Origin of the sequence: Bradyrhizobium sp. S3.2.6 (assembly GCF_040546885.1) — a bacterium.
Classification (GTDB): domain Bacteria; phylum Pseudomonadota; class Alphaproteobacteria; order Rhizobiales; family Xanthobacteraceae; genus Bradyrhizobium; species Bradyrhizobium cytisi.
Genome location: NZ_JBEPOS010000002.1, coordinates 238142 through 263060 on the forward strand (window position 1 = coordinate 238142; position 24919 = coordinate 263060).

Below are 24919 nucleotides of genomic sequence, written 5' to 3' on the forward strand. Positions count from 1 at the left end.
AAAGCAGCTGTCTGCGAAATCGGTTCATTCAGTAAAAAGCCCCCGGCTCGCGAAAAACCGGGGGCGTGTTCCTCTTGGAAGCGGGAAGAGCGATCAGCTCTTCGTCATCGTGATATTGACGCCGCGGATCTCGCCCTTGGACGAGATCTGCACCGTCTGCTTGGTGCCGTTGGTGCGCAGCGTCAAATTGGCGGCAAAGCCGTTGGCCTCGACGAACACGTCGATCTGGCCGCCGCCGGCGGTGCCCTGGAGATTGCCGAAGATGTTGCGACTGGACTCGCTCCAATTGCCGGAGATGCGGTCGCCCTGGCTGGTCACGTCGCTGGTGAGGTCGAATTTGTAGCTGTCGGAGGCGCAGTGCAGGGCTTGCTTCAGGTTGAGGCCGGTGCCGCCAACCTTGTAGTCCGCCTTGCAGCGGATGTGCTCGGTGGAACCGTCGGACAGCGCCACAGTGCCGGTACCGGTCCAGGCGCCATCGAAACCGGCGAACGGTCCGGACGACTGAGCGTGGCTTGCCGAAACCGAGAAGAGCAGCGCCGCGCCAATGCCGGCCGCCTTGATCGCCTGTCCAGATCGTCCAAAGAACTTCATCTCAAATATCCCGTTTTGGAACGACGCCGCTCATGGCAGGACGTCTCGCCACATCGAAAGTTTAGTGTTCCGAACCCGTGTCAGGTTCAAGCCTAACCGCCCACGATGTCAGGTGCGCAAAGCGCTCTCGCGTTGGTCCGAGCCCGGATTCCCTCTGTTTCCATGTGTTTCCGGCCGAAAAAGCGGATCGGACAGATGCAGCTCTGCAACAGGTGCCGTCCAAAACGCGACCTGCCCGAATTATGACGTAGTATCAACCTCTTACATCTGCCAATGAAGGCCTAGGGAAGACCTGATTTGGTAGGGGTGGCGCCAATTTGGCCGCATTTGCCAGCGCTTGTGCCTTCTCCGGTGCCGCCCTTTCCGCGGCAACTTGCCATCAGAACAATCCGTTCCCGTCGTCCGCCCTGTGCTGTCCGGGACTGGTGCGATTCTGCCGTCAGAATGAAGGAATACAATGCGTAAGCTTCTCGTCGCTCTCACCGTGCTGTCGGCAACCCTGTCCACGGCTGCGTTCGCCCAGCAGGGGCGTGGCACGGACGCCGAGCAGAAGGCCTGCACGCGCGACGTGCAGAAGTTCTGCCGTCCGGTCATCGACCAGGGCGATTTCACCGTTCTGGCCTGCCTCAAGGAGAACCGGGCCAAGATCTCGCAGGCCTGCGACCAGGTCCTGAAGAACCACAATCAGTAAGCTCGGCCGCTGGCCCACAAAGGCGGCCGTGGGGCCGCCTTTTTCACGCCGGATCCGCAGGGCTGCCATCGAGAGACAGGATTGGTTTTGCGGCCGTATTCCCCTATATGGGGGCCGCGGCGGCGTCGCCGGCATGAGCCTGCGCGAGCGCAAAAGCCTTTCCTGTCCAAACGATTGTTGATCAGCCCTCGATGACCTCTGCGAGCGAATTGCGATCCGGTAAGGGTGACCGCGACGAGAATTTTCCCGTCGCGTCCTGGATCATTCATCCGCGTCATCGCGCGCTGATCCTGGCGTATTACAATTTCGTCCGCACGGCCGACGACATCGCCGACCACGCGACCCTGCCGGCGGACGAAAAGCTTCGCTATCTCGACCTGCTCGAGGCGGAACTGCTCGGCAAGGACGAGACCAAGGGCGACACCCAGGCTGAAGCCGTCGCGCTGCGGCGCGCGCTGGCCGAGCGGGGCATGGCACCGCGCCACGCGCTGGACGTGCTCATCGCGTTCCGCATGGACGTGACAAAACTGCGCTACGAGAACTGGGACGAGGTCATCCACTATTGCCGCTATTCGGCGATGCCGGTCGGCCGCTTCATGCTCGACGTCCATGGCGAGAGCACCTCGACCTGGGCCGCGTCGGATGCGCTCTGCGCGGGCCTTCAGATCAACAACCACCTCCAGGATTGCGGCAAGGATTTCCGCGAGCTCAATCGCGTCTATCTGCCGCGCGATGCACTGGCCGCAAGCGGCGCCGCGGTCGAGCAGCTTGGACTTGCGCGGTCGCCGCCGGCGATGCTGGCCTGCCTCCAGGGGCTCGCCGTGCGCAACGAAGCGCTGCTCAACGAGGGCAGGTCGCTGAGCGCGGAGATCAGGGATGTCCGGCTCGGCGTCGACGTCGCGGTGATCCAGGCCTATGCGGACCGCATCGTGCGCCTCTTGAAGGTGCGCGATCCCCTGCGCGAACGCGTGCATCTGAACAAGCTTGAGCTGCTCACCTTCAGCCTCGCCGGCATGATCGGCGAAATCGGCCGCCGCGCGATCGGCCGCAAGGCCATCTCCAGACCTGGGACTGCCCATGACGCTTGAGGCGACCACGCCCGGCGCCAGTTATGGCTCGACCGCATCCGGCAGCTCCTTCTATGCCGCGATGCGCATCCTGCCGCGCGACCAGCGCGAGGCGATGTTCCAGATCTACAGCTTTTGTCGCCAGGTCGACGACATCGCCGATTCCGACGGCCCGCGCGACGAGCGGCTCGCCGCGCTCCAGGAATGGCGCAACGACATCGACGCGCTCTACCAGGGCAATCCGCCGCCCCGGCTGAAGGACTACGCCGCCTCGGTGAAGACCTTCGGGCTGAAGCGTGAGGATTTCCTCGCCATTGTCGACGGCATGGAGATGGACGTGCCGCAGGACATCCGTGCCCCCGACATGGCGACGCTCGATCTCTACTGCGATCGCGTTGCCAGCGCCGTCGGGCGGCTGTCGGTGCGGGTGTTCGGCCTGCCGGAAGAGGACGGCATCCTGCTCGCCCATCACCTCGGCCGCGCGCTGCAGCTCACCAACATCCTGCGCGACATCGACGAGGACGCAGGCCTCGGCCGGCTCTACCTGCCGCGCGAGGCGCTGCTGCATGCCGGCATCACGTCCAACGATCCGGACCGTGTGATCGCCGAGCGCGCTCTGCCGAAAGTCTGCCTGCCGCTGACGCAGCGCGCGAAGATGCATTTCGAGAAATCGGACGAGATCATGAGCCGCAACAAGCGCCGCGCGGTGCGCGCGCCGCGGATCATGTCGAAGTACTATCACGCCATTCTGGACCTCCTGATCGCGCGCGGCTTCGACGCACCGCGCGAGCCGGTGCGTGTGTCGAAGGTCACACGCTTCGCGATCCTGTTCCGCTACGCTTTCATCTGATGCAAAACACAGCTCACATCATCGGCGCCGGAATTTCCGGCCTCTCCGCCGCCGTGCGGCTCGCCAATGCCGGCTTCAAGGTCGCCGTGCACGAGGCGACGCAGCAGGCCGGCGGCCGCTGCCGCTCCTATTTCGACGGCGCCACCAATCTCACCATCGACAACGGCAATCATCTGCTGCTGTCGGGCAACAGCCACGCGCGCGCCTATGCGCGCTCGATCGGCACCGAGGCAGGCCTGGTCGGCCCTGAAACCGCGCAGTTTCCCTTCGTCGATATCAAGACCGGGCAGCGCTGGCAGATCGATCTCGGTTCCGGCCGGCTGCCGACCTGGGTGCTCGACGAGGGCCGCCGCGTTCCCGACACCGGTCTGACCGACTACCTCAAGCTGGCGCCGCTGATCTGGGCGTCGGAAGCGACGCTGGTCGGTAAATCCATTCCCTGCGAAGGCATTCTCTATCAGCGCCTGGTGCAGCCGCTGCTGCTCGCGGCGCTCAATGTCGATCCCCCCGAGGGTTCGGCGGGGCTTGCCGGCGCAATCGTGCGCGAGACGCTGCTCGCGGGCGGGCAGGCCTGTCGTCCGCTGATCGCGCGCGACGGCCTCAGCGCCGTGCTGATCGAGCCTGCCGTGACGTTTTTGACCGAGCGCGGTCACTCCGTTCAGCTCGGCCATGAGTTGCGGTCCTTCGTCAGCAATGACGGCAAGGTGACCGCGCTCAATTTTGGCGGTGAGGACGTGATCCAGCTTGGCGTCGGTGATGTCATCATAATGGCGGTGCCGCCGCGCTCCGCTGCGAGCCTGCTGCCCGGCCTGAAGACGCCGACCGAATTCCGCGCCATCGTCAACGCGCATTTCCGCATTGAGCCGCCTCCGGGTTCGGCGCCAATCCTGGGTGTGATCGGCGGCGTTGTGGAATGGCTGTTCGCGTTCCCGAATCGGCTCTCGGTGACCATCAGCAACGGCGACCGTCTCGTCGACATGCCGCGCGAGGAACTCGCGCAGGTGATCTGGAACGACGTCTGCGAGGCCGGCGGCGTCTCCGGCGAATTGCCTCCTTGGCAGATCGTACGCGAGCGTCGTGCCACATTTGCGGCCACGCCGGCGCAGAATGCCCTGCGTCCGGGGCCGGTCACCGCACTGAAAAACCTGTTCCTTGCCGGCGACTGGACTGCTACGGGATTGCCAGCAACGATCGAGGGATCGGTCAGGTCCGGCGATCGCGCCGCCGATCTGGTTTGGGCCGCCAAAGGATCCTGAAAAGCGGCCCTGACGGGCAATGTCCCCGTCACTTTCAATCGACTATCGGAGCAATCGAGCGACATGGATTCGGTGAACGCGACCAGCCGCGAAGCTTTGGAATCGAGCACCCTGGAATCGAGCATTGCGTCAGCCACGCAAGGCGTTCTCGGCTTGCAGCAATCCGACGGCCATTGGGTGTTCGAGCTCGAGGCCGACTGCACGATCCCGGCCGAATACATCCTGCTGCGCCATTACCTCGCAGAGCCCGTCGACACCGTGCTCGAGGCCAAGATCGGCAACTATCTGCGCCGCGTCCAGGGCGCCCATGGCGGCTGGCCGCTGGTGCATGACGGCGAGTTCGACATGAGCGCCAGCGTGAAGGCCTACTTCGCGCTCAAGATGATCGGCGATTCCACAGACAGCCCGCACATGGTGCGTGCGCGCGAGGCGATCCACGCACGCGGTGGCGCGATCAACAGCAACGTCTTCACCCGCTTCCTGCTCGCGACGTTCGGCGTGGTGGGCTGGCGCGCGGTGCCGGTGCTGCCGATCGAGATCGTGCTACTGCCGTTCTGGTCGCCGTTCCACCTCAACAAGATCTCCTACTGGGCGCGCACCACCATGGTGCCGCTGATGGTCATCGCCGCGCTGAAGCCGCGCGCGAAGAATCCGAAGGGCGTCGGCATCGACGAGCTGTTCTTGCAGGATCCGCGCTCGATCGGCATGACCGCCAAGGCGCCGCATCAAAGCATGGCCTGGTTCCTGCTGTTCCGCGCGCTCGACGCGATCCTGCGTGTCGTCGAGCCGATGTTTCCGAATCGCCTGCGCCAGCGCGCGATCGATGCCGCGCTCGCTTTCACCGAGGAGCGGCTCAACGGCGAGGACGGCATGGGCGCGATCTATCCGCCAATGGCCAACATCGTCATGATGTATGACGCGCTCGGCAAGGACGAGAATTTTCCGCCGCGTGCGATCACGCGCCGGGGCATCGACAAGCTGCTCGTGATCAAGGGCGAGGAGGCCTACTGCCAGCCCTGCGTCTCGCCGGTGTGGGACACGACCCTGACCGCGCATGCGCTGCTTGAGGCCGGCGGTGACAAGGCGGTGCCTGCTGCGAAGCAGGGCCTCGACTGGCTGATCCCGAAGCAGGAGCTCGAGGTGAAGGGCGACTGGGCGGTGAAACGGCCCGGCGTGCGTCCGGGCGGCTGGGCGTTCCAGTACAACAATGCCCATTACCCCGATCTCGACGACACCGCCGTGGTGGTGATGTCGATGGATCGCATGCGCCGGGAACACGGTGCGACCGGCTATGACGCGGCGATCGACCGCGGCCGGGAGTGGATCGAGGGCATGCAGAGCGACGACGGCGGCTGGGCGGCCTTCGACGTCGACAACCTCGAATATTACCTGAACAACATCCCGTTCTCGGACCACGGCGCGCTGCTCGATCCGCCGACCGAGGACGTCACCGCGCGCTGCATCTCGATGCTGGCCCAGCTTGGCGAGACCGCGAAGACCAGCAAGCACGTCGCCGACGGCGTGGCCTACCTCAGGAAGACCCAGCACCGGGAAGGGTCCTGGTACGGCCGCTGGGGCATGAACTTCATCTACGGAACCTGGTCGGTGCTATGCGCCCTCAATATGGCCGGAATTTCCCACACCGATCCCATGATGCGCAAGGCGGCCGGCTGGCTGGCCTCGATCCAGAACGAGGACGGCGGCTGGGGCGAGGACGCCGTCAGCTACCGGTTGGACTACAAGGGCTGGGAACCCGCCCCGTCGACCGCCTCGCAAACGGCATGGGCCTTGCTTGCCCTGATGGCGGCTGGCGAGGTTGATCACCCGGCCGTCGCCCGCGGGGTGGAGTACCTGATTGCAACACAGAACGAAAAAGGACTGTGGGACGAGAGCCGTTACACCGCCACAGGCTTCCCCCGCGTGTTCTATCTGCGGTACCATGGTTACCCTAAGTTCTTCCCGCTGTGGGCGCTCGCGCGGTATCGGAACTTGCGGAACACCAACAGCAGGGTGGTAGGGGTCGGAATGTGACTTTGGGGACGGGGGACTATGTTACCGCGGGTCAAGCCGTTGACCCGCGACCGATACTGATCGTGACCGGTCTGGTTCAGGAGGCCCGCATTGCTGCCGGGCCCGGAATGGCGGTCATTTGCTCGTCCAGCAGCCCGACGCAATTGCGGGCGCTTCTGACGGTGGTGGATCCCGAAACGATTCGTGGCGTGATCTCGTTCGGCGTGGCCGGCGGGCTCGACCCGACGCTGCGCTCCGGCGACGTCGTGGTGGCGACCGAGGTGCTCTCGGGCGATACCCGCTGGGCCGCGGGCCTTTCGCTCAGCGACGACCTCATCGACAAGCTGACCTCCGGCCGCCGCCGCGTCGTGCGCGGTTCCCTTGCCGGCGCCGAGGAAGTGGTCACGGGCAGCTCGTGCAAGGCGGCGCTGCATTCCGTGACCGGCGCCTCCGCCGTCGACATGGAAAGCCACATCGCGGCCGCCTACGCCGCCGAGGCCGGCTTGCCGTTCGCCGCGGTCCGCGTCATCAGCGATCCCGCCCACCGCGCGCTGCCGGCGCTCGCCCGCGCTGCGATCAAGCCGAACGGCCAGATCGACCTCGCCGCGGTCCTGCGCGGCATCGTGCGAAATCCGGCAACGCTGCATGCGCTGGTCTCGACCGGCATCGACTTCAACCGCGCGCTGCGCTCGTTGCGCGGCTGCCGCGACTTCCTGATCGGCACGGAGCTCGTCGACAGCGAGGCGTTGGTGGCAGAGACGGTCTGAGCGGGTGCTTCGAGCTGACAAGAGAAAGAGCCCGGTCGCGATTGGCGATCGGGCTTTTTATTTGAGCTGCCGCAATCGTCATCACAGGTGAGGTCGCAATCACTCAATGAGGTCTCGGCACCGCCGCCACCGAACGGCTTGAATGTGAGCCCGCCTACGCCTATCTTACGTTCGTCTTACATCAAGAAGGTCAGGCCAATGGCCGGCGCGGAAAAGCTCACCACCACCGTTTCCACCAAGGGACAGGTCATCCTGCCCAGCGCCATTCGCCAGCGGCGGGAATGGAAGGCGGGAACGCGGCTCACGGTCGAGGACACCCCGGAGGGCGTGCTATTGAAGCCGGCCCCGGCCTTTGCCGAGACACGGCCGGAGGACGTATTCGGCGTCTTGGCCCACCGCGGCAAGCCGAAAACACTGGAAGAGATGGACGAAAGCGTGCTTGCCGAAGCCAGGCGGCGGCATGATCGCGATTGATACCAACCTGATCGTCCGCTACCTGACCGGGGACCACGCCACGCAATCCGCACTTGCCCGCGCCTTGATCGACGGCGAGAAAGTCTTCGCCGCTATCACGGTGCTCCTCGAAGTCGAATGGGTGCTTCGAAGCGCGTACGAGTATCAGGCCGCGGACGTCGTGCGCGCGCTTCGCCTCTTCTCGGGGCTTCCGACTGTCACAGTCGAGGACGGCCCGATGGTTGCGGCGGCGCTCGACCTTGCCGGGAAGGGAATGGATTTCGCGGATGCTCTGCATCTGACAAGATCCGGACATTGCGAGAGCTTCGTCACCTTCGATCGCAAGCTCGTCAGGGCCGCGAAAGCGGCCGGCCATGAGGGAGTGCGCGAAGCACGGTCATCGCGGTGAAACTACGCGACGGCACTGAAACGGTCTCAGCCCGCAGGATGGATTGCGCCCTTGCGAAACCCATCTCGTGTCGATTACCGCTCTCGCCTTTGTCCCGTACAACTCTCATGCACCGGGGCCGCTGTGATATTCATTGCGCTGGAGGACGCGGAAGCCGAACCAACCCCAGTACACACAATGGCGCTGAATGAGACCATCGTCGTTGAGATCCATCGCCTCGACGAAGTCCATTTGCTCGCCCTTGCCGGCATCGCGCGGGTATTCCCAAATCAGGCGCTTGCCGTCGGTGAGATAGCCAGTCCGAAAATATTGGCGTACAGGCGGCTTGCGGATCGCGAGAATGTCGAACAGCGGCCGGATTTCCTTGCGCCCGTGAAGATAACCCCGGTCGATGCCCAGAAGGTGCGGCACGAGCGGGCTTTCGAACCAGGCGTCATCGGCATAGAGCGCGAGCAATCCGTCCGCATCGTTATGCGACAGCGCATCGTTCCAGGCAAAGTACATCCGTTCGACCGGCGTCGACCCGGCGGTAACGAGGTTCCTCGGCAGTGTCTTCTCGTCCATTGCGTCACTCCGTCTAGCTGACCACGCCCCCGCATTGTGGAGTGGATTTCGATCTGCTTGCCGATCAGAAGTCGCCTTCCCGGATATATGGTTGCACCCAAAGCGTCGCCTGAAGGATCACCGACTTCCACCACGCATCGTACATTCGGTTGACAATGTCCGGTGGATGGCCGCGCTTGGCGAGAAACGGCCGCATCGGCACGACGATGGTGGAACAAAATGCCAGTAGATCACGTGCACGAATGTGGCCAAGCGTGTGCCCGTGGTCCGTCTTGTTCTTCTTTGTCCGATGGTGCCGCAGCCCAATCTCGTATTGGTAATCGAGCCAGGCCTGATCGTATTTGGCACGGGCCGTATCGGTCACCCACCGCCCGAATCGCTTTGCGACGGCGCCTGCATATTCGGTATCGACCTTATGCGTCTTGGGATCTTCGTCGTAGGCGCGCAGATGAGGGTGATCAAAAATGACACCCCGCCAAACCTTCAGCAAATCATCAACCTGATTGGCAAGTATCTCCTCCGACATTCGGAGGTAGACGACATCTTCCTCGGAAAAGAGCGCCGATTTCTTTAACTCCTCCCATTCCTCCAATGTGATCGGCGATTTGGCGACCTTGTCAGTTCCGTAGTCGTATCCAGGGATCTTCTGTTTCTCTTTCACCTCATCCATTGTGTGTAACTCCTTGCTTGCTCCTGCTTTGATGGGTGAGCGATTGTGCCAGCCGGGTACGCCGGAGTTTCGGAGGCGAGGAACGCGATACTTTGGCTGTAGAGCGCGTAACGCGTCTCCTCGAGATGCATCAGGTAGGTGCCGCGGCCGAGCTTAAAGTCGCGGTTGAGGGGCGAGGGTCCCGAACAGCACCTTTCTGAAGCATCGACGCTCCATTGCAGAGCGAAACGCACGCCCAAAGACATAGTTGCAGAGGCGGCGCGGCTTTCTGGTCGTGCCAAGTGCTTGAGCTGAACAAAGCAAAAGGCCCGATCGCCATTGGCGATCGGGCCTTTTCTGTTCAGTGCAGCCCAGCGCGCTTACGCCGCAGTCGAAGCCTTCCGTGCGGCCTTCTCCTGCGCCGCGGCGGCCTCGTCCTTGCGGATCTCGGAGAGCTTCTTCTGGACCTGCTCCGAGAAAATGTACTGCGCCGGGCGCTGGTTCGACATGTCGATCTCCGGCGCCATCGGGCCCGTGGTCCTGATGCCGCGCAGCGACACCCACATCGCCTTGATCGGGTTGTTGAGAGCGGCGGTCGCTGCCGTCGGCTCGTAGCCGCAATGGGCCATACAGTCGGCGCACTTCTCGTACTTGCCGGTGCCGTAGGTCTCCCAGTCGGTGGTGTCCATCAGCTCCTTGAAGGTTTTTGCGTAGCCTTCGCCGAGCAGGTAGCAGGGCTTCTGCCAACCAAAAATGTTGCGCGCGGGCATGCCCCACGGCGTGCACTCGTATTCCTGGTTGCCGGCGAGGAAGTCGAGGAACAGGCCGGAATGCATGAAGTTCCACTTCTTGCCCTTGCCCATCGCAAAGACGTCGCGGAACAGCTTCTTGGTCTTGGTGCGGTTGAGGAAGTGCGCCTGGTCCGGCGCGCGCTCATAGGCGTAGCCCGGCGACATCGAGACGCCGACGCCGAGCTCGACGGTGAGGTCGAGGAACTTCGCGATCTCCTCGGCCGGATGGCCGTCGAAGATGGTGGCGTTGACGTTGACGGTGAAGCCGCGCGCCTTCGCCGCCTTGATCGCGGAGACGGCGCGGTCGAACACGCCCTGCTGCGACACGGCCTTGTCGTGGTGCTCCTTCAGGCCGTCGAGATGCACGGAGAAGAACAAATAGGGCGAGGGCTCGAACAGGTCGAGCTTCTTCTCGAGCAGCAGCGCGTTGGTGCAGAGCGAGACGAACTTCTTGCGGGCGACGAGGCCGCGCACGATCTCGCCGATCTCCTTGTGGATCAGCGGCTCGCCGCCGGGGATCGCCACCATCGGCGCGCCGCACTCGTCGGCCGCGTCCCAGCACTCCTGTGCGGTCATGCGGCGGTTGAGGATCGCATCCGGATAGTCGATCTTGCCGCAGCCGACGCAGGCGAGGTTGCAGCGGAACAGCGGCTCCAGCATCAGCACGAGCGGATAGCGTTTGCGGCCAAGCAGTTTCTGCTTGAGCAAATAGCCGCCGATACGCATTTCCTTGAAGAAGGGGATTGCCATTACAAGTTTCTTTCTGGGCTTGAAATTCGGATAGGTCAGCTTGCAGCCAGTTGGGCCGGAAGCCTGAATTCGATGTTTTCCTCGCGGCCCGGGAGCACCGAGACCGTCACCGGTCCGATCCGCCGCAGCGCTTCGATCACGTCATCCACCAGCACCTCAGGCGCCGAGGCGCCGGCCGTGAGGCCGACGGTTCTGGCACCCTTCAACCACTCCGGATTGAGCTCGCGGCCATCGGCGATCAGATAACTCGCGACGCCGGCTTCGGTGCCGATTTCGCGGAGCCTGTTCGAGTTCGAGCTATTGGCAGCGCCCACCACCAAGATCACGTCAACCAGTTTGCCCAATTCCCTTACCGCAGATTGGCGGTTCTGTGTCGCATAGCAGATATCCCGGATGTCGGGGCCTTGAATATCTGTAAATCGGGCCTGAAGGGCCCCGATAATGTCCTTGGTGTCGTCGACCGATAGCGTTGTCTGGGTGATGTAGGCCACTGGCGTATCCGCCGGCAGCGCCAGGGCCCTGGCCTCTTCAACGCTCTGGACCAGCAGAACGGGGCCGGCAACCTGGCCCATCGTGCCCTCGACCTCGGGGTGGCCGGCGTGGCCGATCAGGATCAGGGTGCGACCCCTGGTGATGTAGCGCTTCCCCTGGTTGTGAACTTTCGTGACCAGGGGGCAGGTGGCGTTCAACACCGGAAGGTCGCGCGCGGCGGCCTCTTCCTCGACGCTGCGGGCGACGCCATGGGCACTGAAGACGGTAACAGCCTTCGGTGGAACTTCGGACAATTCCTCGACGAAGATCGCGCCTTTGTTCTTCAGGCTCTCGACGACGTATTTGTTGTGCACGATCTCATGGCGCACGTAGACCGGCGGGCCGTATTTCTCCAGGGCCCGCTCCACGATCTCGATCGCGCGCACCACACCCGCGCAAAAGCCGCGCGGCTGCGCTAGATAAACTTCCATTGGACGCCCATCACGCAAGTTGCACCAATCCGCTCAATTGTCCCAGGCGGCACCCCGATACGGGCCAATGCTGCAATATCCGCACCATTGGTGTCGCGACCGCGGTAACCGCCCACCCCATCTCTGCCCAGGCGCATGCAGGCACAGCGCTTTGTGTCAAAAAATCGGCATTAAGGAAAGACGGAACGAGTCTAAGGGTTCCCCGTTAGGCCAATTCGAGGTACTATAATACTTCATTTCGCGTGAGCAAGACTGCGAGATTTGTGCTCACCCCTTCGTCACTTTACCGCCTCAACTCGACGGCTATACCGGCCGCTCCGCATGGTTTTGCCATGGTCTCCCGCAGTTTACTTCGAACCTGGTTCCCGCGAGAGCCACTCAAACAGCAATAGGTTTCGCGTGGGAACTCCGATAAACAGCGGGCGTTTCCGGCAGGCTGTTAACACTAGAAAGAAAAGAAGTGCTGCAGAGCGTAGTCGTTGCCATCGTCAGGGCCTGTACCCGGTTTGCCTCCCTCGTCGTCGTTGTCGGGCTCCTGTTGGCAGTGGGGGCGGGCTATTACGCGTCCCGGCACTTCGCCATCAACACCGACATCAATTCGCTGATTGCCCAGAATCTGGACTGGCGCCAGCGCGACCAGCAGTTCGACCGCGCTTTCGACCGCGACGCGACGATTCTCGCAGTCGTCGAGGCCAGGACGCCGGAGATGGCGACCGCAGCCGCGGACGCGCTGTTTGCCAAGCTGAAGGACAACAAGACCGAATTCCAGTCGATCCAGCAGCTCGGTACCGGTGAGTTCTTCGAGAAGAACGGCCTGTTGTTCCTGCCGACCGAGGAAGTCGGCAAGATCACCGGCCAGTTCGAATCCGCAGCGCCCCTGATCGAGATCATGGCCGGCGATCCGTCGATTCGCGGACTGACCGGCGCGCTGGAGACCGGGCTCGCCGGCGTCAAGCGCGGCCAGGTCAAGCTCGACAGCACCGAGCGGCCGTTCAACCAGATCGCGCAGACGGTCGAGACCGTGCTCAACAAGGGCAATGCGAGCTTCTCCTGGCGCGAGCTCGTCAGCGATCAGCCGCTGTCGGATTCGGACAAGCGTGCCTTCATCGAGTTCAAGCCGGTCCTCGACTACAATGCGCTGGAGCCCGGCAAGGGCGCGACCGACGCGATCCGCAAGGCCGCGCTCGATCTCGATTTTGCGACCAAATATCAGGCGCGGGTGCGGCTGACCGGTCCAGTCCCGATCGCCAACGAGGAATACGCCACCGTCCAGGAAGGTGCTGTCGTCAACGGCGTCGGCACCGTCGTCGTCGTGCTCCTGATCCTCTGGCTCGCGCTGCATTCCTCGAAGATCATCTTCGCAGTGTTCGTCAATCTGTTCGTCGGCCTTGCGCTGACGACCGCTGGCGGCCTGATGATGGTCGGCTCGTTCAACCTGCTATCGATCGCGTTCGCCGTGCTGTTCGTGGGACTGGGCGTCGACTTCGGTATTCAGTACAGCGTCCGCTACCGCTCGGAGCGCTATAAGCACGACGATCTCTCCAATGCCCTGGTGCTTGCCGCCAAGCGCTCCGCGGTGCCGCTGTCGCTGGCGGCGATGGCGACGGCCGCCGGCTTCCTCTGTTTCCTGCCGACCGACTACAAAGGCATTTCCGAGCTCGGCCAGATCGCCGGCGTCGGCATGCTGGTGGCGTTCCTCTCCAGCATCACGGTACTGCCCGCGATGCTGAAGCTGCTGAACCCGCCGGGCGAGAGGGAGCCGGTCGGCTATGCCTTCCTGGCGCCGCTCGATTACTTCCTCGAGAAGCACCGGGTGCTGGTCGTGGGTGGCACGCTGCTGCTGGCGGTGGCCGGCCTGCCGCTGCTCTATTTCCTGAAGTTCGACTTCAACCCGATGAACCTGCGCAACCCGAAGGCCCAGTCGATCGCGACGTTCCTCGATCTGCGCAAGGATCCCAACACCGGCGCCAATGCCATCAACGTGATGACCAGGTCGGAGGAGCAGGCCAAGCAGGTTGAAGCGAAGCTGGAGAAGGTGCCGGAGGTGTTGCGCGTGATGTCGCTCGACAGCTTCGTGCCGGAGGACCAGCAGCCGAAGCTGAAGCTGATCGCGCAGGGCGCCAAGGTGCTGAACCCCGCGCTCAACCCCGACCAGATCGACCCGGCGCCGTCGGATCAGGAGAACGTCGATTCGTTGAAATCCTCGGTCGACAATCTGCGCCGCACCGCCGGTGACGCCAAGGGCCCGGGCGCAGTCGCCTCGCGTCGGCTCGCGGACGCGCTCGAGAAGCTCGCCAATTCGGACGAGGCGACCCGCAACAAGGCGCAGGACGTGTTCGTCACGCCGATGAAGATCGTGTTCGACCAGCTCAGGAACGCGATGCAGGCCGAACCGGTCACCCTGAAATCACTGCCGCCCGATCTCGTGAACGCCTGGAAGAGCAAGGACGGAATCATCCGGGTCGAAGCTCAGCCGAAGGGCGATCCCAACGACAACGATACGCTGCGCAAGTTTGCGGCAGCGGTGCTCGAGGCCGAGCCGACCGCAATCGGCGGCCCGGTCTCGATCCTGAAGTCCGGCGACACCGTGGTGAATGCATTCATCCATGCCGGCATCTATGCGTTGCTTGTGATCGGCCTGTTGCTGTGGATCACGTTGCGCCGGATCGTCGACGTGCTGATGACGCTGGTGCCGCTTCTGGTCGCCGGCGCGGTGACGCTTGAGATCTGCGTGCTGATCGGCCTGCCGCTCAACTTCGCCAACATCGTCGCGTTCCCGCTGCTGCTCGGCGTGGGCGTCGCGTTCAAGATCTATTATGTCGTGGCGTGGCGGTCCGGCAGGACAAACCTGCTTCAGACCAGCCTGACGCGTGCGATCTTTTTCAGCGCACTGACGACGGCGACCGCGTTCGGCAGCCTGTGGCTGTCGAGCCATCCGGGCACATCCAGCATGGGCAAGCTGCTCGCACTTTCTCTGGTGACGACGCTTGCCGCAGTGCTGCTGTTTCAGCCGGCCCTAATGGGCAAACCCCGCAATCTCCGGGAGTAGGCAGATGTCGCCGACTGGATCGGCGGCACCTTTCTGACCGGGCTTGGCCGCGGTGACGCTCTTCGGAGCCGCCGCCGTCGGCGCAGGTGCCGCGGCACCCGGCGCTGCTGCCTTGGGCGCCGCACCTGTCGTCTTGGGCGCACCCTTTGCCGTGGCGCTGGCGGTGCTCAAGGGAATCGGCGGACCGACGCGGGTCCAGGTCTCGCCGCCGCACAGGAAGCCGAGCACGCAGCCCTTGATCTCGAGCTGATCGGTGCCGACAGGCGTGATGGTCGCACTATACATCTGACCATCCTTGGCGTTGTAGACCTGACCTTCCCACTGCTCGGCACCGGCCGTCTTCTTCATGTCGATCAGGGTCGCCATGCCCAGCGTCGGCCTGTTCTTTTTTGAGACATCCGGGTTGTTCTCGTCGCGGCCTCCGGGCTGCTTTTCCCAGGAAACCGCGCCCCACATGCTGCCGTTGCATTGGGCGACGCGGATATTGGCGACCCCGTCGGCGACCCGCCAGTCGCCGGTGGGATCGGCGGCGAGCGCCGGTGTCAGGCCGGCGTAACCGCCTGCCAGTATTATTCCGGTGTAAAGGGCCAAACGCATGAGTGTTCCTTGGCAGTGCAACATGGTCTAAAGCTGTGCTTGCGAAGATGGTCCGAAAAAGGGCAAAAGGCCGCACAGACCCTTTTCCGTTTGCTGACCGTTTTCAGTTGACGAAGCGGCCCTCAACCGAAGTATGTAGCGGATGAACAGTCCAAATCCAGACATGTCCCAGTTGTTCGCGGACCGTCAGGCCCAGCGCAGCACCCTGCATAATCGGTACCTGAACGAGCAGTTCGTCCGGGTTCTCAAGACCATCGGCTACGACGTCGGCTTCCAGAAGGGGCAGGGACAATACCTCTTCGATCGCGAGGGGGCGCGTTATCTCGACCTCTTGTCCGGCTTTGGCGTGTTCGCAATCGGGCGCAATCATCCGGTGATGCGCGATGCGCTGAAAAGCGTGCTCGACGCCGATCTGCCCAATCTCGTCCAGTTCGACGTCTCGGTGCTCGCGGGCGTGCTCGCCGAGCGGCTTTTGAAATACGTTCCGTATCTCGACAAGGTGTTCTTCGCCAATTCCGGCGCCGAATGCGTCGAGGCGGCGATCAAGTTCGCGCGTGGCGCCACCGGCCGCCCCGGCATCGTCTACTGCGCCCACGGCTATCACGGCCTGACTTATGGCGCACTGTCGCTGACCGGTGATTCGAACTTCCGCACCGGCTTCGAGCCGCTGCTACCGGGCTGCACCTCAGTTCCGTTCAACGATCTTGCCGCGCTCGAAAAGGCGCTGGCCTCGCGCGAGGTCGCGGCCTTCGTGGTCGAGCCGATCCAGGGCAAGGGCGTCAACATGCCCTCCGACGAGTTCCTGCCGGGCGCGGCCGCGCTCTGCAAGAAGTACGGCACGCTGTTCGTTGCCGACGAGATTCAGACCGGCATGGGCCGCACCGGCCGCTTCCTCGCGGTCGAGCACTGGAACGTCGAGCCCGACATGGTGCTGCTGTCGAAGTCGCTCTCGGGCGGCCACGTGCCGGTCGGCGCCGTGCTGACGCGCAAGAGCATCTTCGACAAGATCTTCAACCAGATGGACCGCGCGGTGGTGCACGGTTCGACTTTCTCCAAGAACGATCTCGCGATGGCCGCCGGCATTGCCACGCTCGACGTGATGGAATCGGAGAAGCTGATCGAGTCCGCCGCCAAGCGCGGCGCCGAGCTTCGCCTCGCGCTCACCCGGATGGTGCCCGGCTACGAGCTCTTGAAGGAAGTGCGCGGCAAGGGCCTGATGATCGGCATCGAGTTCGGGCCGCCGAAATCGCTGCGGCTGCGGGCGTCCTGGAACGTGCTGGAGGCCGCCAACAAGGGCCTGTTCTGCCAGCTCATCACCGTGCCGCTGTTCAAGGATCACAAGATCCTGACGCAGGTCGCCGGTCACGGCAGCCACACCATCAAGCTGCTGCCGCCGCTCACCATCACCGAAGAAGACTGCAGCTGGATCGAGCGCGCCTTCGACGAGGTCATCGCCGGCAGCCACAAGGTCCCCGGCGCGATCTGGTCGCTCGGCAAGACGCTGGTCGACAACGCGGTGCGAAGGTCGGCCTGATCTCGTCATTGCGAGCGAAGCGAAGCAATCCAGAGTCCCTCCGCGGAGACGATCTGGATTGCTTCGCTCCGCTCGCAATGACGGTGGAGACGTCTACCCCTCCACATTCGCCTTCATCGCCGCCTCGAACTTGTCGACGAATTCGGTGAGCTCGTCGCCGCCGATATCGCTGACGGCCCAGAAGTTCAGGCCGCGCTCGCCCCAGCGGCGGCAGTTGAAGCCCTGCATGGTCTGCGTCTTCGGCGGCCGGTGCTCGGTGCTCGCGGTCTGCGACACGAACAAATTGATGATGTGCTGCCGGCGCCGGTAGACCACGGCACCGATCGCGCGCGCATCGACATAGTCGAGCCGGCCGCCGACCAGGGTAAAGCCTTGCGCGGTGAGGTCGATCACGGGCGGGGCGACATCGAGCTTGCCGTTGAACCAGGGCTTGACCGTGTGCTGATCAGTCGAGACCACGTCGATGAGGTGGCCGGCCTGGAGCGAGCGCAGATGTGCGGAGACGACCTCCGAGAGAATGCGCTGCTGGTCGTCCTGGCGCAGCACCACGGCGACGACGCCGGAGGCGGCGAGCGCCGAGACTGCCGAACCCATCGCAAAACCGCGCAGCACGGAACGCCGGTTCGGCTGCGGCCGCGCTTGCGGCATCGACGCCTCGATACGGGCACGCAAGCCAGCGGGCGCGGTATAGCGCAGCTTGGTGTCGGCCAGCACGCGCTTCATCTCGCGCTGTGCCGCAAGCTCGGCCGTGCAGGCCGGGCAGCTTGCGATATGGGCTTCGACCTCGCGCGCATGGCCGGCATCGAGCTCGTTGTCGAGCAGCGCGTGAAGCAGGATTTGTGCTTCGTCGCAGGTCATTTCGAGTGCTCCTCTTCCGCCGTCCAGGCCGCGCGCAGCATGGCGCGGGCGCGGGCGAGGCGGGACATCACGGTGCCGACCGGGGCACCGACGGCTTCGGCAATTTCACGATAGGACAGGTTGCTGATCTCCCGCAGCACGAAGGTTTCCTTGAATGGCTCGGCAAGCGCGTCGATCATCTTGCGGATGGCGCCGGCGTCGCGGCTGCGCAGCACCTCGGTCTCCGGGCTCGCCTCGCTCTCCTGCCACATCGGCGTCTGGTCGGCGGCGCCGGGCGTGTCCTCGATCGCGGCGTGCGAGTGCGCGCGTCTGGCATATTCGGCGTTGCAGACATTGCGCAGGATCGCGAACAGCCACGGCTTCATCGCCGGGCCGCGATAGCTGTCGAAGTGCTTCAGCGCGCGCAAATAGCATTCCTGCACCGCGTCCTCCGCGTCGGAGGCGTCGCGCAGCAGGTAGCGTGCGAGCGTGTAGACGTCGTCGAGATAAGGGAGCGCCGCCTCGCGGAAGCGCTGCGCCTTCTGGAAATCGTCGCTGACGGGCATCGCCTCTCGCTTTGCCTCTTGCTGCGTTTCGTATGTCGTTGCGAGCTTCGCGTCGTTGTTGGGCCTGACCGAAGGCACGCGAGCCCGGCCGGCGTGGGACCACCGGCCGGGCAAGACAGAGATGCCTTGGTTGGAGACGTTACTCAACCTTGATCATCCCGGTCATGTGCGGGTGCAACGAACAAAAATACTTGTAGTCGCCCGCATTGGTGAAGGTGAACGCGAACTTGTCGTCGGTGTCCAGGGTCTTGGACCTGAACTTGCCGGCCGACACCACGGTGTGGGGGATGTCGTCCCGGTTGGTCCAGGTCACGGTCGTGCCGACCTTGATCTTGAGCTCCGGCGGCTGGAAGACGAAATTGTCGATATGTACCTCCAGGTTGTCGTCGGCGCGGGCGATTGTGGCGGGTAGCAGGATGGCCGCGGCCAAAGTGAGACCGAGGTCGACCCCGAAGTCGCGGCGGTTGAGTGTCTTCATTGTCAGCTTCCGTTCAGCCCTGGATCAACCCTGCAGCGGCGTATCGATGATCGCGAGCCGCTGCTCGTTCTGCTTGAAGTTGATGCTGGCGACCCCGAGCATCGAACGGAGCTTGGCGTCCTCGACCTTCATCGGTCCGGGCGAGGCGGCGGTACCCGGCGCCGGCTGCGGGAACGCGGTCGAACGCGCGGTGTGGAATGTGACGTTGCCCTCGACCTTCTGCATCACCTGGTGGATGTGCCCGTTCAGCACGGTGACCGAGCCGAAACCCTTGACGTATTCGAGTGCGCGGCCGCCGTCCTCGGTGCCCCAGCCCCATTCCGGATAGACGGTCCAGAGCGGGATGTGCGCGAACAAAACGACCGGCGTGGATTTCGACTTGCCCCGAAGATCGTCCTCGAGCCAGGCAAGCTGCTCGGCGCCGAGATTGCCGAGGCCGCCGCCCTTGAGGTCGACGACGTTGACGAGGCCGACGAAGTGCACGCCGCCGGCGTCGAAGGAGTACCAGCCCTGGCCCTTGGTGCCGCGGCCGTAGCGCTCGCGATAGAACTTCACCTCTTCGTCGAGGAAGTCATGCTCGCCCGGCACGTAGTGCACGTCCAGCTTGGACTGCGAGATGATGCGATCGGCGTTGTCGAACTCGGAGGCTTTCGACAGATGAGTGATGTCGCCGGTGTGGATCATGAAAGACGGCTTGAGCGGCATCGCATTGATCTTGTTGACGGCTTCCTCCAGCGTGCCCAGCGCATTGGGGTTGGCCGGCTTGTCGAAGCCGACATGGCTGTCGCTGATCTGGAGGAAGGTCATGCCGGGCGCGGCGGCGGTTGCGGCCTCGGCTGAATCGATAATGCCAAGCGACCGCGGGACGCCGCCCGTGATGGTCCAGAGCACCCCGGTGCCTGCCCACGTCATGCACTCCAGCACCTTGCGGCGGCTGACGCCGTCTTCGCCGTGATCGTGTCCGCTCATCGCACGTCTCCCTTGGCCCGGAATTGGGCTTCGTGGAGGTGATTGGGGGAGGGGGCGGTTTATTCGCGGGGGGCGATGACGATTTCGTGAGGTGGGATCACGTAGGCCGGATGCAGCGCAGCGCCTGTTGGCGGCTCGACAGCGCGCAATTTGCTACGCTGCGCCAGGGAACATGAACGGGGATCTACGCCGAAAATTCCCGGACCGCCCGCAGCACGAGGGCAGGCGGATTGCCGATCTCGCCCGATTGCAACGTGGCGATCTCCGAGCCGGTGGGACCGAGGGAAAAGCGCTGACTGATCATGGTGATTGGACGCTACTTCGCATCCTCCAGGATCATCGCAGCGCCCTTCTCGGCGATCATCGCGGTCGGCGTGTTGGTATTGCCCGAGGTGATCGTCGGCATGATCGAGGCGTCGACGACGCGAAGACCGCTGAGGCCATAGAACCGCAGGCGCTCGTCGACCACGGCCATGGGATCGCTCGCCGCGCCCATTTTCGCCGTGCCGACGGGATGGAAGATGGTGGTGCCGATATCGCCGGCGGCTTTTGCCAGCGAGGCATCGTCGTCGCCGACGGTGGGGCCGGGCAGATATTCGCGCGGGCGATATTTGGCCAGCGCCTTCTGCTGCATCAGGCGGCGCGTGGTGCGGATGGCATCGGCGCCGACCTGGCGGTCGTCATCGGTCGACAGATAGTTCGGCGCGATGATCGGCTTTTCGTCCGGCGTCGCCGAGCGCAGGCGCACGGTGCCGCGCGAGGTCGGCTGGAGATTGCAGGCGCTCACCGTGATCGCCGGGAAGCGGTGCAGGGGATCGCCGAACTTGTCGAGCGACAGCGGCTGCACGTGGAACTGGATGTTGGCGCGCGCGCGTGTCGCATCGGAACGCGTGAAGATGCCGAGCTGCGACGGCGCCATGGTCAGCGGACCGCGGCGGCGGAAGGCATAGTCGAGGCCCATCAGGCCGCGGCGGATCAGATTGTAATAGGTCTCGTTCAGCGTCCGCACGCCCTCGACCTTGTAGATCGCGCGCTGCTGCAGATGGTCCTGCAGATTGCGCCCCACGCCGGGCTTGTCCATCACGATGTCGATGCCGAGCGGCGACAGCCAGTCGGAGGGCCCGATACCGGAGCGATGCAGCACCTGCACCGAGCCGATCGCGCCGGCCGACAGGACCACCTCGCGCTTTGCGCGCGCCTCGATGGTCTCGCCGTTCTGGATGAAGCGCACGCCGACGGCGCGGCCCTGCTCGATGATGAGACGGTCGACCAGCACATTCTTCTCGAGCCGCAGGTTCGGCCGGTTCAGCGCCGGCTTGAGGAAGCCGCGCGCCGACGACCAGCGCCGGCCGCGCTTCTGGTTGACGTGGAAATAGCTCGTGCCTTCGTTGTCGCCGGTGTTGAAATCCGGGATGCGCTTGATGCCCATTTCCTCGGCGGCATCACCAACCGCATCGAGAACGTCCCAGGACAGCCGCGGCGCCTCGATGCGCCAGCCCCCGCCGGTGCCGTGATGCTCGCTTGCGCCCAGGAAATGATCCTCGAGCCGTCTGAACAGCGGCAGCACGTCGTCATAGCCCCAGCCGGTCATGCCGAACTGGCGCCAGTGATCGTAATCGGCGGCCTGTCCGCGCATCGAGATCATGGCATTGATCGCCGAGGAGCCGCCGATCACCTTGCCGCGGGGATAGGCGAGCGCGCGGCCGTTCAGGCCCGGCTCGGCCTCGGTCTTGAACATCCAGTCCGAGCGCGGATTGCCGATCGCGAAGAGATAGCCGACCGGAATGTGGAACCAGATCCAGTTGTCGTCGCCGCCGGCCTCGAGAATGAGGACGCGGTTCTTGAGCTCGGCCGACAGCCGGTTGGCCAGGATGCAGCCGGCCGTGCCGGCGCCCACGACAATGTAGTCAAACTCACCTTCGAGCCGCCTTGGCATTCTGCTTCCACCCGGATGGTCTCTAAACGTTCCATCCTAATAGGCAGACGGAGACGACCGGGACAAGTCCGGCCATGCCGGGCGGGCAGGGCCAGGCCCCGATCCCTGACGGTTGGGTGGACTGGTGCTTGCATGGTAGACAGGCCTGCATTTTCAACAAAGCTCGAGATCCTCCATGCCCATCGTGAACCGCGTCGCTGACCTTCAATCCGATATCCAGGCCTGGCGGCGGGACATCCACCAGCACCCCGAGCTGCTGTATGACGTCCACCGCACCGCAGCATTCGTCGCGGATCGCCTGCGCGAGTTCGGTTGCGACGAGGTCGTGACCGGCATCGGCCAGACCGGCGTGGTGGGCGTGATCAAGGGCAACAAGCCGGCCGGCGAGGGGCTCAAGGTGATCGGCATGCGGGCCGACATGGACGCGCTGCCTGTCGATGAGCAGACCAACCTGCCTTACGCCTCCAAGATTCCGGGCAAGATGCACGCCTGCGGCCATGACGGCCACACCGCGATGCTGCTCGGCGCCGCACGCTATCTCGCCGAGACCCGCAACTTCGCCGGCGATGCCGTCGTGATCTTCCAGCCGGCCGAGGAAGGCGGCGCCGGTGGCGCGGCCATGGTGAAGGACGGCATGATGGAGCGCTTCGGCATCGAGCAGGTCTACGGCATGCACAACGGCCCCGGCATTCCGATCGGCTCGTTCGCGATCCGGCCGGGCCCGATCATGGCGGCGACCGACGAGGTCGACCTCATGATCGAGGGTCTCGGCGGCCATGCCGCACGTCCGCACAAATGCGTGGATTCCGTTCTGGTCGGTGCACAGCTGATCACGGCGTTGCAGTCGATCGTCGCGCGCAGCGTCGATCCCTTGGAATCGGCCGTGATCTCGATCTGCGAATTCCACGCCGGCAATGCCCGCAACGTCATCCCGCAAACCGCTATTCTGCGGGGCACCATCCGCACGCTGACGCCGGACGTGCGCAAGCTGGTCGAGAAGCGCGTGCGCGAAGTCGTGGCGGGCGTCGCCCAGATCACCGGCGCCAAGATCGATCTGCACTACAAGCGCAATTATCCCGTGGTGAACAATCACGTCGCGGAGACCGAGGTGGCGTCGCGCATTGCCAAGCAGGTCGCGGGCGATGCCAATGTGCTCGAGATGTCGCCGCTGATGGGCGGCGAGGACTTTGCCTACATGCTGGAAGCGCGCCCCGGCGCGTTCATCTTCTGCGGCAACGGCGACAGCGCGGGCCTGCATCACCCTGCCTACAATTTCAACGACGAGGCGATCGTGTTCGGTACCTCCTACTGGGTCAAGCTGGTCGAGGAACAGCTCGCGGCGTCGTAAGCCAAGACGCCGGCAGAAATGAAAAGGGCCCGTGCATCGCACGGGCCCTTTGACGTTAGTAAGCGATGGTCTCTCAGAAGAGGTGAGAGAACAGATAGTACAACGTGCCCGAGATGATCATCGCGGCCGGCAGGGTCAAAATCCAGGCCATGGCGATGTTGCGGATCGTGGACCATTGCAGGCCGGAGCCGTTGGCGGCCATGGTGCCGGCGATGCCGGATGACAGCACGTGGGTGGTCGAGACTGGCAGGCCGTAGATGTCGGCCGCGGCGATGGTGGCGGCCGCCGTGATCTCGGCGCAGGCACCTTGCGCGTAGGTCAGATGCGTCTTGCCGATCTTCTCGCCGACGGTCACGACGATGCGCTTCCAGCCGACCATGGTGCCGAGGCCAAGCGCGATGGCGACCGCGATCTTCACCCAGCCGGGGATGAACTTCGTGGCGCTGTCGAGCGAGCCCTTGTAGGCGTTGAGCACGGCGACGTCGCCGGTGCTGAGCTCGGCTTCCTTGTCCTTCATCAGGAATCGCAGTGCTTCCGAGACGAGGTACATGTCGTTGCGGGTGTTGCCGACGAGGTCGGCCGGCACCTTGGCGAGCGAGCCGTAGGTGGTCACCTGCTTGGCGATGTCGCGCACGAGCACGGCGAGCGACGGGAACGTGCCGCCGTTGACCTCATGCTGCGCGACATAGTTGGTCACGGCGGGCCGCGGATTGCCGATCACGCTGTAGCCGGCGGCCTTGCCTTCGATGATCTTGCTGGCGGCGTCCGAGTTCTGGCTGAACGCGGCGATCTGGCTCTCCGGCAGCGCGCGGTTGAGCGCGTAGGCGGTTGGCACGGTGCCGATCAGGATCAGCATGATCAGGCCCATGCCCTTCTGACCGTCATTGGAGCCGTGGAAGAAGCTCACCAGCGTGCAGGTGAGGATCAGGATGCCGCGGATCCACAGCGGCGGCGGCTGGTCGCCCTTCGGCTCGCCGAACAGAGCGGGCGTGGCGCGCAGCAGCGCGGAGCGCAGGATCAGCAGCAGGCCCGCGGCCAGCGCGAAGCCGAACAGCGGCGACAGCAGCAGCGCCTTGCCGATATTGGTGGCCTGGGACCAGTCGACGCCCGAGGTGCCGCTGCGGCCGTGCAGGAGCGCGTTCATGATGCCGACGCCCATGATCGAGCCGATCAGGGTGTGCGAGCTCGAGGCCGGCAGGCCGAAATACCAGGTGCCGACATTCCAGATGATGGCGGAGATCAACAGCGCGAACACCATCGCAAAGCCGGCGCTGGAGCCGACCTGGAGGATCAGTTCGACCGGCAGCAGCGAGACGATGCCGAACGCGACTGCGCCCGAGGACAGCAGCACGCCGAACAGGTTGAACATGCCGGACCACACCACGGCGACGTGGGCGGGCAGCGAGCGGGTGTAGATCACGGTCGCGACCGCGTTGGCAGTGTCGTGGAATCCGTTCACGAACTCGAAGCCGAGTGCGATCAGAAGCGCGACGAACAGCAGGAGGAAGGGAGCAAAGGTCTTGACCTGCGCGCCGGCAGCGTCGACGTCGACCCAGATGCTGTAGGCGACGAAGAGCAGTGCGGCGGCGATCACTCCCATATAGATTACGCCGGTGAGCGGATGGAATCCGCGATTAAGGTCTGGCCCCTTACTCAAGGCCGGCTCGATGGAGCCTGGCAAAGCAACGTCACTCATTGGAAAATCTCCTGTCCCAAGGCCCCGATTTTGCGCGCGGCATGTGACAGGCGGTTGAAATGGCGGACAGGCAGTTGAAATGATGGAATTTATCCACGC

Annotated in this window: 23 protein-coding genes; 11 read left to right on the plus strand and 12 right to left on the minus strand. The window is 64.0% G+C overall.

Going from position 1 to position 24919, the window contains the following annotated elements:
* Positions 1–93: 93 nt before the first annotated feature.
* Positions 94–591 (minus strand): hypothetical protein, encoded by a 498-nt coding sequence (locus ABID58_RS05425; protein ID WP_148752094.1) that lies wholly within the window; start codon positions 589–591, stop codon positions 94–96.
* Positions 592–1048: 457 nt separating this feature from the next.
* Between ABID58_RS05425 and ABID58_RS05430 the strand changes: the two genes are divergently transcribed.
* From ABID58_RS05430 to ABID58_RS05465, 8 genes are all read left to right on the plus strand, one after another.
* Positions 1049–1282 (plus strand): hypothetical protein, encoded by a 234-nt coding sequence (locus tag ABID58_RS05430; protein ID WP_027533949.1) that lies wholly within the window; start codon positions 1049–1051, stop codon positions 1280–1282.
* A 191-nt stretch (positions 1283–1473) separates the two neighbouring features.
* Positions 1474–2370: a squalene synthase HpnC gene (gene hpnC, locus ABID58_RS05435; RefSeq protein ID WP_354031841.1), complete on the plus strand. Its 897-nt coding sequence runs from the start codon at positions 1474–1476 to the stop codon at positions 2368–2370.
* A complete protein-coding gene (gene hpnD / locus ABID58_RS05440; RefSeq protein WP_354031842.1) occupies positions 2360–3199 on the plus strand; it encodes a presqualene diphosphate synthase HpnD in 840 nt (279 codons plus the stop codon). The genes hpnC and hpnD overlap by 11 nt, the downstream gene beginning before the upstream one ends.
* On the plus strand, positions 3199–4455 hold the full coding sequence (gene hpnE, locus ABID58_RS05445; RefSeq protein ID WP_354031843.1) for a hydroxysqualene dehydroxylase HpnE: 1257 nt from the start codon (positions 3199–3201) through the stop codon (positions 4453–4455). Before hpnD ends, hpnE begins: the two co-directional genes overlap by 1 nt.
* Positions 4456–4518: 63 nt before the next feature.
* Positions 4519–6486 carry a squalene--hopene cyclase gene (gene shc / locus ABID58_RS05450; RefSeq protein ID WP_354031844.1) on the plus strand — a complete coding sequence of 656 codons (1968 nt, stop codon included), beginning with the start codon at positions 4519–4521 and terminating at the stop codon, positions 6484–6486.
* On the plus strand, positions 6483–7232 hold the full coding sequence (locus tag ABID58_RS05455; protein WP_354031845.1) for a phosphorylase: 750 nt from the start codon (positions 6483–6485) through the stop codon (positions 7230–7232). Before shc ends, ABID58_RS05455 begins: the two co-directional genes overlap by 4 nt.
* 198 nt (positions 7233–7430) lie before the next feature.
* Positions 7431–7706, plus strand: a complete 276-nt coding sequence (locus ABID58_RS05460) for an AbrB/MazE/SpoVT family DNA-binding domain-containing protein (RefSeq protein WP_148752088.1) — start codon at positions 7431–7433, stop codon at positions 7704–7706.
* Entirely contained in the window at positions 7693–8094 is a 402-nt protein-coding gene (locus tag ABID58_RS05465; RefSeq protein WP_354031846.1) for a type II toxin-antitoxin system VapC family toxin, read from the plus strand. Before ABID58_RS05460 ends, ABID58_RS05465 begins: the two co-directional genes overlap by 14 nt.
* A gap of 105 nt (positions 8095–8199) precedes the next feature.
* On the opposite strand, the gene ABID58_RS05470 is transcribed toward ABID58_RS05465, so the two are convergent.
* The 4 genes from ABID58_RS05470 to ispH all read right to left on the minus strand — a co-directional run bounded on the left by ABID58_RS05470 (position 8200) and on the right by ispH (position 11810).
* Positions 8200–8658 carry a nuclear transport factor 2 family protein gene (locus ABID58_RS05470; RefSeq protein WP_354031847.1) on the minus strand — a complete coding sequence of 153 codons (459 nt, stop codon included), beginning with the start codon at positions 8656–8658 and terminating at the stop codon, positions 8200–8202.
* A gap of 64 nt (positions 8659–8722) precedes the next feature.
* The gene (locus ABID58_RS05475) at positions 8723–9328 is read right to left on the minus strand and encodes a protoglobin domain-containing protein (RefSeq protein WP_354031848.1); all 606 of its coding nucleotides are present in this window, start codon (positions 9326–9328) and stop codon (positions 8723–8725) included.
* A 359-nt stretch (positions 9329–9687) separates the two neighbouring features.
* Positions 9688–10848 carry an adenosyl-hopene transferase HpnH gene (hpnH, locus tag ABID58_RS05480; protein WP_354031849.1) on the minus strand — a complete coding sequence of 387 codons (1161 nt, stop codon included), beginning with the start codon at positions 10846–10848 and terminating at the stop codon, positions 9688–9690.
* Positions 10849–10883: 35 nt separating this feature from the next.
* Positions 10884–11810, minus strand: a complete 927-nt coding sequence (gene ispH / locus ABID58_RS05485) for a 4-hydroxy-3-methylbut-2-enyl diphosphate reductase (protein ID WP_354032174.1) — start codon at positions 11808–11810, stop codon at positions 10884–10886.
* Between the two features lie 460 nt (positions 11811–12270).
* Between ispH and hpnN the strand changes: the two genes are divergently transcribed.
* The gene (gene hpnN, locus ABID58_RS05490; RefSeq protein WP_354031850.1) at positions 12271–14859 is read left to right on the plus strand and encodes a hopanoid transporter HpnN; all 2589 of its coding nucleotides are present in this window, start codon (positions 12271–12273) and stop codon (positions 14857–14859) included.
* On the opposite strand, the gene ABID58_RS05495 is transcribed toward hpnN, so the two are convergent.
* Positions 14827–15456 carry a DUF2147 domain-containing protein gene (locus ABID58_RS05495; RefSeq protein WP_187434943.1) on the minus strand — a complete coding sequence of 210 codons (630 nt, stop codon included), beginning with the start codon at positions 15454–15456 and terminating at the stop codon, positions 14827–14829. The genes hpnN and ABID58_RS05495 overlap by 33 nt on opposite strands.
* Before the next feature lie 142 nt (positions 15457–15598).
* Here ABID58_RS05495 and hpnO point away from each other — a divergent pair, with 142 nt between their 5' ends.
* A complete protein-coding gene (hpnO, locus tag ABID58_RS05500) occupies positions 15599–16990 on the plus strand; it encodes an aminobacteriohopanetriol synthase HpnO (protein ID WP_148752081.1) in 1392 nt (463 codons plus the stop codon).
* Between the two features lie 93 nt (positions 16991–17083).
* Here the strand turns inward: hpnO and ABID58_RS05505 are convergent, their stop codons facing one another.
* The 5 genes from ABID58_RS05505 to ABID58_RS05525 all read right to left on the minus strand — a co-directional run bounded on the left by ABID58_RS05505 (position 17084) and on the right by ABID58_RS05525 (position 21776).
* Positions 17084–17848: an anti-sigma factor family protein gene (locus tag ABID58_RS05505; RefSeq protein ID WP_354031851.1), complete on the minus strand. Its 765-nt coding sequence runs from the start codon at positions 17846–17848 to the stop codon at positions 17084–17086.
* Positions 17845–18393, minus strand: coding sequence for a sigma-70 family RNA polymerase sigma factor (locus tag ABID58_RS05510; protein ID WP_187434942.1), 549 nt, complete (start codon positions 18391–18393; stop codon positions 17845–17847). Before ABID58_RS05510 ends, ABID58_RS05505 begins: the two co-directional genes overlap by 4 nt.
* A 139-nt stretch (positions 18394–18532) precedes the next feature.
* Positions 18533–18871: a cupredoxin domain-containing protein gene (locus ABID58_RS05515; RefSeq protein ID WP_148752078.1), complete on the minus strand. Its 339-nt coding sequence runs from the start codon at positions 18869–18871 to the stop codon at positions 18533–18535.
* A gap of 24 nt (positions 18872–18895) precedes the next feature.
* A complete protein-coding gene (locus tag ABID58_RS05520; protein WP_354031852.1) occupies positions 18896–19840 on the minus strand; it encodes a metallophosphoesterase family protein in 945 nt (314 codons plus the stop codon).
* A 316-nt stretch (positions 19841–20156) separates the two neighbouring features.
* On the minus strand, positions 20157–21776 hold the full coding sequence (locus ABID58_RS05525) for a GMC family oxidoreductase (protein ID WP_354031853.1): 1620 nt from the start codon (positions 21774–21776) through the stop codon (positions 20157–20159).
* Between the two features lie 175 nt (positions 21777–21951).
* Between ABID58_RS05525 and ABID58_RS05530 the strand changes: the two genes are divergently transcribed.
* The gene (locus tag ABID58_RS05530) at positions 21952–23124 is read left to right on the plus strand and encodes a M20 aminoacylase family protein (protein WP_354031854.1); all 1173 of its coding nucleotides are present in this window, start codon (positions 21952–21954) and stop codon (positions 23122–23124) included.
* Between the two features lie 73 nt (positions 23125–23197).
* Here ABID58_RS05530 and ABID58_RS05535 read toward each other — a convergent pair whose 3' ends face one another.
* A complete protein-coding gene (locus ABID58_RS05535; RefSeq protein ID WP_354031855.1) occupies positions 23198–24820 on the minus strand; it encodes an inorganic phosphate transporter in 1623 nt (540 codons plus the stop codon).
* Positions 24821–24919: the final 99 nt, after the last annotated feature.

Bases quoted from the DNA above. Each gene is read 5' to 3' on its own strand.
- ABID58_RS05465 (WP_354031846.1), top strand. From the start codon at position 7,693: ATGATCGCGATTGATACCAACCTGATCGTCCGCTACCTGACCGGGGAC.
- ABID58_RS05425 (WP_148752094.1), bottom strand. From the start codon at position 591: ATGAAGTTCTTTGGACGATCTGGACAGGCGATCAAGGCGGCCGGCATT.
- ABID58_RS05470 (WP_354031847.1), bottom strand. From the start codon at position 8,658: ATGGACGAGAAGACACTGCCGAGGAACCTCGTTACCGCCGGGTCGACG.
- ABID58_RS05515 (WP_148752078.1), bottom strand. From the start codon at position 18,871: ATGAAGACACTCAACCGCCGCGACTTCGGGGTCGACCTCGGTCTCACT.
- shc (WP_354031844.1), top strand. From the start codon at position 4,519: ATGGATTCGGTGAACGCGACCAGCCGCGAAGCTTTGGAATCGAGCACC.
- ABID58_RS05530 (WP_354031854.1), top strand. From the start codon at position 21,952: ATGCCCATCGTGAACCGCGTCGCTGACCTTCAATCCGATATCCAGGCC.
- ABID58_RS05505 (WP_354031851.1), bottom strand. From the start codon at position 17,848: ATGACCTGCGACGAAGCACAAATCCTGCTTCACGCGCTGCTCGACAAC.
- hpnO (WP_148752081.1), top strand. From the start codon at position 15,599: ATGAACAGTCCAAATCCAGACATGTCCCAGTTGTTCGCGGACCGTCAG.
- hpnC (WP_354031841.1), top strand. From the start codon at position 1,474: ATGACCTCTGCGAGCGAATTGCGATCCGGTAAGGGTGACCGCGACGAG.
- hpnE (WP_354031843.1), top strand. From the start codon at position 3,199: ATGCAAAACACAGCTCACATCATCGGCGCCGGAATTTCCGGCCTCTCC.
- ABID58_RS05525 (WP_354031853.1), bottom strand. From the start codon at position 21,776: ATGCCAAGGCGGCTCGAAGGTGAGTTTGACTACATTGTCGTGGGCGCC.
- ABID58_RS05495 (WP_187434943.1), bottom strand. From the start codon at position 15,456: ATGCGTTTGGCCCTTTACACCGGAATAATACTGGCAGGCGGTTACGCC.
- ABID58_RS05475 (WP_354031848.1), bottom strand. From the start codon at position 9,328: ATGGATGAGGTGAAAGAGAAACAGAAGATCCCTGGATACGACTACGGA.
- ABID58_RS05520 (WP_354031852.1), bottom strand. From the start codon at position 19,840: ATGAGCGGACACGATCACGGCGAAGACGGCGTCAGCCGCCGCAAGGTG.
- ABID58_RS05430 (WP_027533949.1), top strand. From the start codon at position 1,049: ATGCGTAAGCTTCTCGTCGCTCTCACCGTGCTGTCGGCAACCCTGTCC.
- hpnD (WP_354031842.1), top strand. From the start codon at position 2,360: ATGACGCTTGAGGCGACCACGCCCGGCGCCAGTTATGGCTCGACCGCA.
- hpnH (WP_354031849.1), bottom strand. From the start codon at position 10,848: ATGGCAATCCCCTTCTTCAAGGAAATGCGTATCGGCGGCTATTTGCTC.
- ABID58_RS05510 (WP_187434942.1), bottom strand. From the start codon at position 18,393: ATGCCCGTCAGCGACGATTTCCAGAAGGCGCAGCGCTTCCGCGAGGCG.
- ABID58_RS05535 (WP_354031855.1), bottom strand. From the start codon at position 24,820: ATGAGTGACGTTGCTTTGCCAGGCTCCATCGAGCCGGCCTTGAGTAAG.
- ABID58_RS05460 (WP_148752088.1), top strand. From the start codon at position 7,431: ATGGCCGGCGCGGAAAAGCTCACCACCACCGTTTCCACCAAGGGACAG.
- ispH (WP_354032174.1), bottom strand. From the start codon at position 11,810: ATGGAAGTTTATCTAGCGCAGCCGCGCGGCTTTTGCGCGGGTGTGGTG.